This is a genomic window from Ellagibacter sp. (assembly GCF_048412355.1).
Taxonomy (GTDB): Bacteria; Actinomycetota; Coriobacteriia; order Coriobacteriales; family Eggerthellaceae; genus Ellagibacter.
Genome location: NZ_DBFSAP010000047.1, coordinates 1 through 13,075 on the forward strand (window position 1 = coordinate 1; position 13,075 = coordinate 13,075).

The 13,075-nt window shown below is 60.4% G+C and carries 11 protein-coding genes; 5 read left to right on the forward strand and 6 right to left on the reverse strand.

Annotation, left to right across the window (positions count from 1 at the left end):
* Positions 1 to 244: 244 nt before the first annotated feature.
* Positions 245 to 832: a ribosome biogenesis GTP-binding protein YihA/YsxC gene (yihA, locus tag ACMRQN_RS06805; RefSeq protein WP_418734351.1), complete on the forward strand. Its 588-nt coding sequence runs from the start codon at positions 245 to 247 to the stop codon at positions 830 to 832.
* 76 nt (positions 833 to 908) lie between these two features.
* Complete coding sequence (locus ACMRQN_RS06810) at positions 909 to 2,135, forward strand: glycosyltransferase family 4 protein (protein ID WP_418734352.1); 1,227 nt, start codon at positions 909 to 911, stop codon at positions 2,133 to 2,135.
* A gap of 177 nt (positions 2,136 to 2,312) precedes the next feature.
* Here ACMRQN_RS06810 and ACMRQN_RS06815 read toward each other — a convergent pair whose 3' ends face one another.
* From ACMRQN_RS06815 to ngr, 3 genes are all read right to left on the reverse strand, one after another.
* Positions 2,313 to 3,830, reverse strand: a complete 1,518-nt coding sequence (locus ACMRQN_RS06815) for an IMP dehydrogenase (protein ID WP_297153523.1) — start codon at positions 3,828 to 3,830, stop codon at positions 2,313 to 2,315.
* Between the two features lie 234 nt (positions 3,831 to 4,064).
* Positions 4,065 to 5,540 (reverse strand): lipopolysaccharide biosynthesis protein, encoded by a 1,476-nt coding sequence (locus ACMRQN_RS06820; RefSeq protein WP_418734353.1) that lies wholly within the window; start codon positions 5,538 to 5,540, stop codon positions 4,065 to 4,067.
* A 263-nt stretch (positions 5,541 to 5,803) separates the two neighbouring features.
* A complete protein-coding gene (ngr, locus tag ACMRQN_RS06825) occupies positions 5,804 to 6,412 on the reverse strand; it encodes a nigerythrin (RefSeq protein WP_418734354.1) in 609 nt (202 codons plus the stop codon).
* Positions 6,413 to 6,637: 225 nt separating this feature from the next.
* Between ngr and ACMRQN_RS06830 the strand changes: the two genes are divergently transcribed.
* Positions 6,638 to 8,083, forward strand: a complete 1,446-nt coding sequence (locus ACMRQN_RS06830) for an aminopeptidase (RefSeq protein ID WP_418734355.1) — start codon at positions 6,638 to 6,640, stop codon at positions 8,081 to 8,083.
* Between the two features lie 223 nt (positions 8,084 to 8,306).
* Here the strand turns inward: ACMRQN_RS06830 and ACMRQN_RS06835 are convergent, their stop codons facing one another.
* Both ACMRQN_RS06835 and ACMRQN_RS06840 read right to left on the reverse strand, forming a co-directional pair.
* Entirely contained in the window at positions 8,307 to 9,677 is a 1,371-nt protein-coding gene (locus ACMRQN_RS06835; RefSeq protein ID WP_418734356.1) for an ATP-binding protein, read from the reverse strand.
* Between the two features lie 658 nt (positions 9,678 to 10,335).
* Positions 10,336 to 10,878 (reverse strand): metallophosphoesterase family protein, encoded by a 543-nt coding sequence (locus ACMRQN_RS06840; RefSeq protein ID WP_418734357.1) that lies wholly within the window; start codon positions 10,876 to 10,878, stop codon positions 10,336 to 10,338.
* 523 nt (positions 10,879 to 11,401) lie between these two features.
* Here ACMRQN_RS06840 and ACMRQN_RS06845 point away from each other — a divergent pair.
* Positions 11,402 to 11,851: an Hsp20/alpha crystallin family protein gene (locus ACMRQN_RS06845; protein ID WP_158048917.1), complete on the forward strand. Its 450-nt coding sequence runs from the start codon at positions 11,402 to 11,404 to the stop codon at positions 11,849 to 11,851.
* A gap of 170 nt (positions 11,852 to 12,021) precedes the next feature.
* Positions 12,022 to 12,651 carry an NUDIX hydrolase gene (locus ACMRQN_RS06850; protein WP_418734358.1) on the forward strand — a complete coding sequence of 210 codons (630 nt, stop codon included), beginning with the start codon at positions 12,022 to 12,024 and terminating at the stop codon, positions 12,649 to 12,651.
* Between the two features lie 126 nt (positions 12,652 to 12,777).
* Here ACMRQN_RS06850 and ACMRQN_RS06855 read toward each other — a convergent pair whose 3' ends face one another.
* Positions 12,778 to 13,071 carry a YerC/YecD family TrpR-related protein gene (locus ACMRQN_RS06855; RefSeq protein WP_158048874.1) on the reverse strand — a complete coding sequence of 98 codons (294 nt, stop codon included), beginning with the start codon at positions 13,069 to 13,071 and terminating at the stop codon, positions 12,778 to 12,780.
* Positions 13,072 to 13,075 lie beyond the last annotated feature (4 nt).

The window sequence follows — 13,075 nt, forward strand, 5'->3', positions numbered from 1 at the left end:
CTTTTCCTCCATGCTTCTTCCTTTCTCTCGGGAGGGCCTTCGGCCCTCGCCTCCAGAAAGGAATTCTCGAACTCAGCCGGACATGTCCGGCTGAGTTCGAGAACGAAACTTAAGTGTTCGGATGAACTTGCAAATTAACCCTCGCTTTGTGGACGCCGCCGAAGAGCCCTCGATCGGGTTGCGAGGTCAAGGCGCGGCCGCTTTCTGATACCATGAGTGCATACGCGTAAAGAGAGGCATCCCCATGAATTATCACATCGCATCGTTCAAGGCAGCTTACGGCACCTCGTCGCAGATTCCCGAGTCGACCCGCCCCGAAGTCTCGTTCGCCGGGCGCTCGAACGTGGGGAAATCATCCCTTTTGAACAAACTCATGTACCGAAAAGGCCTGGCCAAGGTGTCGCAAACGCCGGGCAAAACCGCCACGATCAACTTCTACGACGTCGACGGCACCGATTTCGTCGACCTGCCCGGCTACGGCTACGCTAAGGTAGCGAAGTCGGAGAAGGGCCGCTGGTCGGAGCTGATCGAAGGCTACTTCAACCAAGACCGACGCTTCGCCTTGGTTGTGTCACTTGTCGACATCCGCCACGACCCCTCGGCGCTCGACATGCACATGGCGAAGTTCCTCTGGGAAAACGACTTTCCCTTCGCGATCGCCCTCACGAAAGCCGACAAGCTCTCGAAGCAAGCGGCAGGGAAACAGGCGTCTGCCATCCGCAAGAAGCTCGATTTGCCGAAGGACATCCCCTTCGTGGTAACGTCCTCCTCAAACGGCACAGGCATCGATGAGCTGCGACACCTGATCGATTCCTACGTCGCCGAAGCTTAGTCACCGAGGGGCGCAACAAAGATTACGTGAGCGGACGACCGCAGAGGGTTGCCGCGCTTTTGGGAGGAAACGCCGCATGAAAATCCTGGTCATCACTGCGCAAAAGCCCGACAGCACCGGAAGCGGCGTCTACGTCGCCGAAACGGTGCGCGCATTTTCGTCGGCGGGACACGAAGTGACGCTCGTTGCCGGCATCGACATTTCCGACAACGTGACTCTCCCCGAAGGCGTCGCCTTCCATCCCGTGCGCTTCCGCACGCCCGAGCTGCCCTTCCCCGTGTGCGGCATGAGCGACCAGATGCCATACGAGGCGACACGCTATCGCGACATGACGCCCGAGATGTGCGAGCGGTTCAAACGCGCTTTCGACCAGGCGATTCGCGAAGCATGCGAGGAGAAGTTCCCCGACGTGGTGCTCTGCCACCACCTGTATCTGGCGTGCGGCGTCGCCGTGCGCTGTGTGCGCGAGGTTGCCGAGGCGCGGGGGTTCACGTGCCCGAACGTGCGCGGCATCTGCCACAGCACCGATTTGCGCCAGATGGGAAAGCACTCGCTCGAACGCGAGTTCATCGTCGAAGGCGTGCGCGCACTCGACTGCATCTTCGCGCTGCACGAACCGCAGAAGCGCGAGATTGCGGAAATGTACGGCGTACCCGAGAAGCGCGTGCGAGTTGTGGGCTCGGGATACAATGATGAGCTCTTCAACCCGACAGGCCGCACGCCTCACGTTGAGGGCACGCCCACCCGCTTCCTCTACGTCGGCAAGATTTGGCGGAAGAAGGGCGTGGAAAGCCTCATCCGCTGCGCGAAACTGTTGGAAACGGCACCGTCCGATATTACGTTCAACCTGGTCGGAGGCTATAACGACGAGCACGAATATGCCGAGCTGCGCGAGCAGGCCGATGCGTCGCCTTATCGATTCGCCTTCCCAGGAAAAGTCGACCAAAACCAGCTTGCCGGAATATATCGCAACTCCGACGTGTTCGTGCTGCCGTCGTTTTTCGAGGGCTTGCCGCTCGTGGTGATCGAGGCGCTCGCCTGCGGATGCAAGGCCGTGGTGACCGACCTGCCCGGCATCCGTCCGTGGATTTCTGCGAGCATCCCCGCGGCGCCCGTGTGGTATGTCGAGCCCCCGCGCATGGAGAGCGTCGACGAACCCATAGCGGACGACCTGCCCGCTTTCGAGCAGCGTCTGGCCAAAGCGCTCGACGCCGCTGCAGCGGCACCTGCGCCGAGTGCCGCCGATTTCGCGGGAATCGAGCGCGTGACCTGGGCAGGACTCGCGGAGAAGCTCATCGCGTAGCAGCGAGCCAAAACGCACCGTTTTCGTGTCATGGCATAAAGAAAGCGACCAGGAGGTCGCTTTCTTTATGCCTCAGCGGACCGCCGGCTCGCCGACAATCCGCCATCTTGTCAAGACCGCGGAATAGGCTCCCTCGCGGCAGCCTATTCCGCCGATCAAAGGCCCGATGATGCTCGCTTACCTCATGTTAGAAGCGTAGGGAGCCTTGTCCTTCAGAAGGACGTCGTGCGCGCCGCCCTCGACGATGGACGTGGAGCTGATCACCGTGAGCTTGGCCTTGTCCTGGAACTCGGGGATAGTGAGCGCGCCGCAGTTGCACATGGTCGACTTGATTTTGAGCAACGTGACCGCGATGTTGTCCTTAAGCGGGCCAGCATAGGGCACGTAGGAATCGACACCCTCTTCGAACGACAGGCTCTTCTTGCCGCCCAGGTCGTAACGGCCCCAGTTGCGGGCGCGGGCGGAACCCTCGCCCCAGTATTCCTTCATGTAGGTGCCATTCACCATGACCTTGGCCGACGGGGACTCGTCGAAGCGCGCAAAGTAACGGCCGAGCATGACGAAGTCTGCACCCATGGCCAGGGCCAGTGAGATGTGATGGTCGTAGACAATACCGCCATCGGAGCAAATCGGCACGTAGATGCCGGTCTCCTTGAAGTACTCGTCGCGCGCTTTGGCAACTTCGATGGTCGCCGTCGCCTGACCACGGCCGATGCCCTTGGTCTCGCGCGTGATGCAGATGGAGCCGCCGCCGATGCCAATCTTCACGAAGTCCGCACCCGCCTCGGCCAAGAAGCGGAAGCCCTCGCCGTCGACGACATTGCCGGCGCCGATCTTCACGGAGTCGCCGTAGTGCTCGCGCACCCACTCGATCGTCATCTTCTGCCAATCGGAATAACCCTCGGAAGAGTCGATGCACAGCACGTCGGCGCCCGCCTCGACCAGCGCGGGAATGCGCTCGGCGTAGTCACGGGAGTTGATGCCGGCGCCCACGATGTAGCGCTTGTGGGCATCGAGCATCTCATTGGGGTTCGACTTATGGGAGTCGTAGTCCTTGCGGAACACCATGTAGGCGAGCGTGTCGTCGTCGTTCACGAGCGGCAGCGAGTTCAGCTTGTGATCCCAGATGATATCGTTAGCAACCTTAAGAGAAGTGTCCGCCGGCGCCACAATCAACTTCTCGCGCGGGGTCATGAACTCGGAAACCTTCTCGTCGCCGCTCATGCGAGAAAGGCGGTAATCGCGCTCGGTGACCACGCCGAGCAGCTTACCGTGCGCCGTACCGTCATCGGTGACGGGCATGGTGGAGTGGTCGGTGGCCTCCTTCAGCGCGACGACCTCATTGAGCGTCATGTCGGGGGAAAGGTTGGCGTCGGACTCGACGAAGCCTGCCTTGTAGTCCTTCACGCGCTTGACCATGGCGGCTTCCTGCTCGATGGTCTGGTTGCCGTAGATGAAGGAAAGGCCGCCCTCGGTGGCAAGGGCCACGGCCATGTTGTCGTCGGAGACGGCGGCCATGATAGCGGACACCATCGGGATGTTCAGCGAAAGCGGGCACTCCTCTTCGCCCTTGCGATACTTGACGAGCGGCGTTTTCAGGCTGACCGACGCCGGAATGCACGTAGCAGGCGTGTGACCAGGCACCAAAAGATACTCGTTGAACGTGCGTGACGGCTCGTCATAGTAGTAAGCCATGGGGAATATGCTCCTTCGCGAACGGGGACGACTATAGTGTTGTTCGACATTATAGACACCCCGCCGCAGCTTGCGCAGGACGCAGCGGCGAAATACCTACGTTTTCGGAGAAATTCCCCAGCCCTTAACGCGCGAGCAGGAGAAGGCGACGCGGAGTGCGAGGAGAGCTTTGAGACGGGAGCTTGGGGGCGTGCGGCCGGCCTGCCGGCGAAAGGAGGGGCCCGCGGCTCAAGCTTACCGGCGCGGCGTGCGAGATGTGCGCAACTCGGCGGAGGCGTCGCGGGAGCGACGCTGACGCTCGGCGGGATCATCCTCCGTCGGCACGACGCGCCCGACCACGCGCGTTGCGTGCGCGGCGGCCGCCTGCTTGTCGCGCTCGGCCAAAGCCATGCGAACCTTCCCGTATTCCCAAACCAGAAGCACAAGCAGGATGCACATCACGATGAGGTACCCGATGATGGCGCCCGGCAGCCCCGTGAAATTCACCAGCAGAATCGGAACGAACAGCGAGAACCCGAACGTGATCAGGTAAAGCTTCGTCACCGTACGCTGCTGGCGCAGCACCGTGACCACCTGATAGAGGAAGTCGATGCAGGCAGTGACGCCGCCGGCAGCGAGCATGATGAACACAAGCCCGCGGAACTGCTCGAAGTCCACGCCGTAGAGGAAGCTCATAATCGTGATGCCAATCCAGCCCATGATGAGCGCCATCACGACGGTGATACCCACGATCACCGCCACGATCACGACGATGATCATGTCGAAGCGCTTGCGCTTCTCGGGATCGGCCCACACGGCGGCCATCTTCACGAGCATCGGCTTGTAGATGAGCTGCGCGGTGAGCAGGATGCCCATGGCCGGGAAGTAGAGCACGTTGTAATAGAGCTGGTTGTCGTAGGAAAGCACGCCCTCCATAACGAACTTGGGCATGTTGTCGATCAGCGAATAAAGGAACAGCGCGACGAACAGCGGGGCGCACTGCTTGAAAAGCACGACGACACTGTCGAAGTTTGCGCGCGCCGACGTGGGCGTTTCCCAAATCGCGAGCGGCAAGGTGAGCACGATGAACGAAATGCCCGCAGCAACGGCCATTGCGATGCAGGAAACACTGACGCTGCGCGTGACGAACAGCGCGATGGAGAACACCACGAGCACGAGCACCGAGCGGAACGCCTGGGAGATGCCCGCGAGATAGAGCTTGTCCTTCTGCTGAAGGCGGCCCTCGTAGACGTCGGCTAAGCCATCGACCATCTTGTAGACGTACACGCCCATGCTGATCGTGAACATCTCGTCCGCATAACCCCTGATGGCGCAATATATCCACCCGACGATGAGCATCGTCGCGCAGGTGAGCCAGCGGTTGAGCTGATAATCCGAGAACGAGTGCGCCTCGTCCAGGTCGGAAATCTGGTAGGTGCGCACGCCGTAGTTCGCGAGGATCATGAGCAGCGACCCCGTGACAAAGGCGAGCGAGAACATGCCGGCGAGCTCTACGCCCGCGATCTGCGTCACCACGATGGTGAGGACGGGGAACACCATGCCCCATGCGCTCGTGCCGAGCGTGTTGCATATATAGTCGCGCGTGGTGCGGTGCGAAGCATACTCGGCCGGCTGATCGGCGAGCTCGCCTTCCGTCACCGCGCCCAGAAGGCGATTGCACCACCCGTTGACGGCGCGTGTAAGGAAGAATTTATTCGGGTCGAATGCCATGGAATCGCGCGTGCTGTCCCTTCGTGTCGTGTCTCATCCAAGGATTATAGAGTCGCTCTTCCGACGGGTTGCCAATTTGCACAGAAAGTGAAGAAGCCGAGCCCCGAAGGACTCGGCTTCGCATGTTTCACGTGGAACGCGCCGAAGCGCACTCGCATGATGCTGCGGCGGTCGGCCCACATTCCGCAACCGCGCGGAAGACGCCCGCCTTCCGCAATGCGCGGGAATCGCTCGCCGCAAGCCGCACACATCACCGCGAAGAACTAGAAGCGCTGGAACTTCGCCTTCGGAACGCCGCAGATCGGGCACTTCTCGAAGTCCTCGCCCTTGTGGATGTAGCCGCAGCCCGGGCAGAGGTAGTACGCGTCGTCATCGGCAGCGTCGATGTTGTTGTACGCCTCGAGGTACTTCTCGGCATGGACGGCCTCGGCAAGCTTTGCCCTGGTGAACACCTTGACAGCCTTGGCGTGGCCCTCTTCCTGCGCCTTCTTGATGAAGGTGGGGTACATGTCGGAGGTCTCGAAAATCTCGCCGTTGGCGGAGGCGATCAGGTTAAGGTCGATGGCTTCGGGAGCCGGAGCCTCGGCGATCGGGCGGGTGTAGGAGGGATCTTCGGCCTCCACGAGGGAAGCTTCGAGGTTGATGTGGATCTGCTCGGCAGCAGAAGTTGCCTCCCACAGACGTGCGAGCTGGTCGAAGCCCTGCTCTTTGGCGGCCTTGGCGAAGGCGGCGTACTTGGCGGAAGCGCCGGTCTCGCCCGCAACGGCGGCCTTCAGGTTCTCGAGCGTGGTGCCCGCCTTGGTGGCGGCGTCGGCGACAGCGTTGAAGTTGCTGGAGTTCTCAGCGGTGGGAAGTTCGGTACGAAGGTTCATAACGTGCCCCTCTCAATTGTTTTTGCTAACTGTTTTGTTAACCTCATCTTATTGAGAATTTATCTCAATAAGGAACTATAACGAGTTGCCGAACCTTATGCAAGTCGCCTCCTCGCATTCCCCGCCGCAATTCGCAGAACGTTCACATCCGCCGAGGCGCGGGCGTCGTGCACTATAATTGGCCGCATCACGATACGCCTTGGGCAACACGAAAGGTCGAAGGACATGGAACACGAAGTAGCTTGGAAGAAGTACGACGAAGTGGACCTCGAGGCCCTCGAAGGCCTGGCCAGCAACTACATCGACTTCATTTCGGAGAACAAAACCGAGCGCCGCTGCGCCGCAACCGCCATCCGCATGGCCGAGAAAGCGGGCTACATCTCGCTCGCCGACGCCGTCCGCGAGAGGCGCGCGCTTTCCACGGGCGACAAGGTGTGGGCGCATTCCCACGGCAAGGCGCTCATCCTGGTGCAGCTGGGAAGCAAGCCCCTGAGCGAGGGTATGAACATCCTGGGCGCGCACATCGACAGCCCCCGCCTCGATTTGAAGCAGAATCCGCTCTACGAGAGCAACGGGTTCGCGCTTCTCGACACGCACTACTACGGCGGCATCAAGAACTATCAGTGGGTCACGCTCCCGCTCGCCATGCACGGCGTCATCGCCAAGAAGGACGGCACGGTCGTGGACATAAACGTGGGCGACGACGAGGGCGATCCCGTTTTCTGTGTGTCTGACCTGCTTATTCACCTTGCAAGCCAGCAGATGGACAAGAAGGGCAACAAGATCGTCGAGGGCGAGGACCTCGACATTCTCATCGGCAACCGCCCGCTTTCCCTCAATGGCGAGGGTGCGGAAGGCGAAGGCGCAGACGAAGGCGGCGAAGACGCGAAGAACAAAGACGCCGCGAAGGAGCCGGTAAAGGCGTTCGCGCTGAAGCTTCTGGCCGACAAGTACGGTATCGAGGAGGCCGACTTCCTTTCCGCGGAAATCGAGATGGTGCCGGCAGGGCGCGCCCGTGAGCTGGGCTTTGACCGAAGCATGGTCATCGGCTACGGCCAAGACGACCGCGTGTGCGCCTACACCTCGCTCATCGCGCAGCTCGAGGCGCCGGCGGATTTGGCGAAGACGGCGGTCACCGTGCTCGTCGACAAGGAGGAGATCGGCAGCGTCGGCGCGACCGGCATGGCGTCGAACTTCTTCGAGAACACCATCGCCGAGATCATGGAGCTTGCCGGCGAAGGCGGCATGCTCCCGCTACGACGTGCGCTTTCCGCATCGAGCATGCTCTCCTCCGACGTGTCGGCTGGCTTCGACCCCGCCTACGCGAGCGTCTTCGAGCCGAAGAACGCGGCGTTTCTCGGGCGCGGACTCGTGTTCAACAAGTACACGGGCGCACGCGGGAAGAGCGGCAGCAACGACGCGAGCGCGGAATACGTGGCGCGCGTGCGTCGCGTGATGGACGATGCAAGCGTGTCATTCCAAACCGCTGAACTGGGCAAAGTCGATGCAGGTGGCGGCGGGACGATTGCGTATCTGCCCGCGAAGTACGGCATGGACGTCATCGACTCGGGCGTGGCCGTGCTTTCCATGCACGCGCCTTGGGAAGTGACGAGCAAGGCCGACATCTACGAGGCCTACAAAGGTTACCTGGCGTTTTTGAAGAACGCATAAGGACGAGAAGGCGGGCGACAGCTGGCGTTCCCAGAGCGAGGTGGCTGCTGACAGCTGGCGCCCGCAAAGCGAAATGACTGGCGGCGGCGAGCAGCCGCGCCCGCAGAACGAGGGGGTTGCCCAAATATCGATCAACCCCCTCGCATTCACAGAGGCGAGCGAGCGAACCGCAATAATCGCCCGACTCGCATTCACTCGCCTACTTGAAACGTGAGGAGCTCCTTTAAGCGCCAAGCATCGCTGCAGGAATCACACACACGCCGTCGTCGCGCCGATATGCTACGCTTCCACGGCCAACTACCACTGCCAAAAATGCTGGTTCTGCGTTTTTGGCTGCGGGGTTCGACGCAACCTTATCACGAAGCGAAAGCAGGGACTTCGCCCCCTCGTCGGCTTTGGTGTCAGACAGCTTGATCTCGACGCCTCCCCAGACGCCACCGCACTCCACGATTGCATCGACTTCAAGACCAGTATTATCTCGGTAGTAGAATAGTTCGTTTCCTATACCCGAATAAGAGGAGAGGAATACGCGCAAATCGCGGATGACCAAATTTTCGAATAGCATTCCGAGCGTTTGAGTGTCTCGTAAAAGCCTCGTGGGCTCAGCTCCTAAAAGAGCCGCCGCCAACGATGGATCGCAGAAGTAACGCTTCGGCTTTACTCGAGCGCGCGCCTTTCCACGCATGGGAGGCGACCAACCGCGCAGCTCTTCCGTTATGCTCAACCGATCGAACAGCTCGAGGTATGACGCTATCGTCTCATCGGTCGGCACGGCCTCTCCATTCGACATGTCTTTTGCGAGGGTTTTGTAAGTAACAGCCTGACTCTCGTTAAGCGCGAGCGCTCGCATGAGAGCGAGCGCAGTTGCAGGTGATCTGCCTTCCTCGATTACATTGACGTCAAGCACTGACTGGATATATTGCGATGCAGTCTCGCCTGCGGCCTCGTCGGAAAGACCGAGGTTTGCCGGCCAACCGCCACGACAGCACCACCGAGCAACATCAAGGAGCCCCGACTCTTTTCTTGCGGGGACAACCGCTTCGCCGTTGAGCAAGGACGAAAGCGACACCATCGCCTCGCCCTCACCTGATTCGCATAATGCCATGGGGCGCATTGACAAGCGAGCAATTCTACCAGCTCCTGAATGGCGGACCTTTTGCCGCTCATCCTTCTTCAAGGCGGTTGAGCCCGTAAATAGAAGGATTCCACGCTTATAGCCCGACTCGTCCACGAAACGACGCGCAGCGTCCCAAACCTCAGGCACCTCTTGCCATTCGTCAACGAGATGCGGGGGGTCACCAAGCAACGCAAGCGTTGGGTCAAGTTCAGCCGCTTCCCGTTGCGCAGGGTCATCGAGCTTGGTCATGCTGGCGCTTCGCGACATTGCTGTCCACGTCTTCCCGCACCATTTAGGACCATTAACCTCAACGCAGCCAAATGCTCCCATTAATGAGTCAAGCCGTCGCTCGATCAAACGAGGCCTATAGCCTTCCGGCGTGAGGGTTTTTGTTCTGCTCATAACGCCATCCTTAGCCGTTGATGCTCGATTTTGGCCTTTCCGAAATTCCAAGTAGCTATTGTACCGCATTGTCATTCGGTATTTTGCAATGTTTTCAACCGCGGTTTTGCAATTTTTTCATTCGGCATTTCGCAATATTTTCAACCGGAGTTTTGCATAACGAGGATGGGGTTGATCGCGCAGTCTCTGCACCCCGCGTCCCTAGCCCCACGAGTCGATTCTCGCCCTTCCGTCCCCCGTCCCACGACTGAGACAAATCGCCCGACCCATCCTAGGAAGCGAGTCGACCATCCCCAGACAGCCGGCCGCGCTCCAAGATCCCAACGCACGCGCAGCAGCTACTGCTGCAGCAACCATAGCCCCGCGAAAGTCGGCCTTCATTCGCCCGGGAATAATTCTCAATTGTTCAATAAAATGCCCTCGGGGGGAGCACACCCCCGAGTTCGTGGTCAGTTGGACGAGTTGTGCGACGTTTCGATCGCGGAAAGTCGGCGTTTTCGCGCTCCTGGAAGCCGGCTGGGAAGCCCTTGCTGGGAAAAGGCCTGGTCGCGATTTTTCCACGCGAGCGCGAGGAGAGAAGCAGGGGCGCACAACTCGCTCAGTTGACCACGAACTCGGGGATGTGCTACAGGAGTGAGGCGAATCACCCGATCCCGTCCCGTTCGTAGACCCCGATGGACCGCGCCCCACACGCTTTCGCCGCAAAGCCCCGCGAGCGCGAAAGCAGCCGGCTTTACGCGAAGTCGCGGCGCAGCACGACCGCACCGCAATGGGGGCCACGCGTGGTCCGCTCGACCCAGGCGCGCAGAATGCGGCCCTCCCACACGTCGATCTTCGCCACGCATTGCGGGAACCCCCCGCGGGGGCTGGTGGGCGAGCCGGGGCAGAGCAGCAGGTCGGCCGGGCGCGCTTCCTTCCCCACCACGATCTCGGGCACATGGGTATGCCCATGAACACACACGTTCGGCAGCGGATCGCCCGGCGCGAGCGCGCCCGACCCCGCAAACGTGATGCGCACATCCCTCGGGTAATGCGCCACAAGAAAGCGCACGCCGTCGATGACGGGCCGGGCGTAGCGGCGCACCGAGGTGCCGTACTCGTTGAAGTCGTTGTTGCCGAGCACGGCTGTCACAGGCGCAAGCGTTTGCAGATCGCGGATAATCTCGGGGCTGCAGATGTCGCCCGCATGGATGATATGCTCGCAATCAGCGAGTGCATTGAATGCCTCAACAGGCAAAACGCCATGCGTATCGGAAATCACGCCGATTCGAGCCATGCCACACCCCGCTTCCTTTCGCCCTTTGCTCCCCAAAGCATACTCGTTTGATGAGCGCTCGAGAATACCTGTTCGCGATTGCAATACGAAACGGGTCGCGCCGCTATCGCGGCACAGGGCGGAATGACGGAGGAAACCCAAGATGCGAAGCGCGCATTAAGACGCGGAAGGGGCGCAAGCGACGTGCTGAGAACGAGCGAACACCCTGCCCCTTCCCCTTCTCTTCGGCATCGCCTTTCAATTATCTAAGCGTAGTCCACTCAAGTTACCTTCTATCAAATGTGTCAGGTTTGTGACGAACTAGCACTCTCCATTGACGAGTGCTAACGAGGAGTCTATAACGATAGTCGAACCAAGAAGGGACGCCGAGAAGAAGCGAAGGCAAGGCGCCGCAGGGTTTTAGCCCACTGCAGGCGGGCACGACAACGTTGCCGCCCACCGCTAAAGCGAGCGAACAACCTCGGCAGCAGGCTTCCGCCGATTCCCAAAACAGAGCGCCCCCCGTTATTAGGAGATGACAATGATGACCATGCTTATGCCGACTCGTAGGAATTTCTTTAATGACCTGATGGCCGATCCGTTCGACGCATTCTTCAACACCCCGTTCACCCCGGCGCCGAAGTCTTCCTCCACGCTGATGCGCACCGACATCAAGGAGCATGACGACGGTTTCGAAATGACCATCGATCTGCCTGGATTCAAGAAGGAAGACGTTCAGGCCGAGCTTAAGGACGGCTACCTCACCGTAAACGCCGAGACCAAGACCGAAACCTCCGAAGGCGACGAGAAGAAGGGCACCTGGGTACGCAAGGAGCGCTTCGAGGGCAAGTGCAGCCGTACGTTCTATGTAGGCGAGGATGTCAAGGAAGAGGACATCAAGGCTCGCTTCGAGAACGGCACGCTCGTGATCGACGTCCCCAAGCCGCAGCCGCAGCCCAAGCTTGAAGAGAAGAAGACCATCGCCATCGCGTAGCCTTTCCTCTCGATTTTCCTTTCCCTCTCTTTTTCTCCGATTGACGCCGGGCGCGTCCGATAAGCCCAGCGCGAAAGCCCGTAAGGATCCTCCCCTTGCGGGCTTTCTTTTTCTCGCCCCGCACCTGGTGTATCATGGCGCCGAACAACAGCGAGGCAAAGGATGGGCAGATGGACGCAGCAACGACCCGCGGCATTCCGCGACTGAAGAACATCGAGCAGGTCAGCGAGGGGTGGATCAACAAGTACATCCTCACCTACGAGCTGCCCGACGGCACCGACTACGTATACGAGAGCACGTCGCGCAAGAAGCTGGAAGCATACCGCGCGGGCCTTATGGCGAATGCCCGCGGCGAGGCACCGCGCGTGGACGCCGTTTGCATCGTGGGCGAAACGCGCGAAGGCACGCTGCTCATGATCCGTGAGTTCCGCTACCCGCTTAATTCCTGGTGCATCGCATTCCCCGCAGGTTTGAAGGAACCTAACGAAGGCATCCTCGAATGCGTTGACCGCGAGCTGCGCGAAGAGACGGGATACCGCCTGCGCACCGATGTCGATGAGCCCGTCCGACTTTTGCCCCAGGCGGGATTTTCGTCGACAGGGCTGACCGACGAGACAATCCAGATTGTATTTGCCCAGGTGGAGAAGGTGGGCGATGCGCAGCCCGAGGAAAACGAGCTCATAGCGCCCTTCCAGCTTCCCCTAAGCGACGTGCGCCGGTTCCTCAACGAGAACACGACGCTCATCGGGACGCGTGCCCAGCTCATCCTGGAAGTATTCGCCGCGCGCGCCGAGCGCTAGGCGATTTGCGAGAGCCCGGCGCCCGTTCGCTTCGGCGGACGCTGCAAGTACGCCGGGCGCCTTGGGCGTCAGGCGGCTTGCGCCAGCGCGCCGAGCACCTCGCCGAGCGTCAGGGCGGCTTGCGGGCTATTCTTTCTTGTCACCAAGCGCTTCGAGCGCGGCGGCGTAACCGCCCGACCCGTAAGAGAGGCACTTCGACACGCGGGCGATGGTCGTCGCCGAGGCGCCTGTTGCCTCCTCGATCGCAGAATAGGGCTTACCGGAGGAGAGCAGACGGGCCACAGCCAAACGCTGCGAGGTTTCGCGAATCTCGCGAATCGTGAACAAGTCCTCGAGCAGGGCAAATACTGTGTCGTTGTCGTTTAGCTTGGCGAAGACGGACAGCAGGTTCTCGACTTCGGGGGTTCTCAGCTCGCTCATTTCA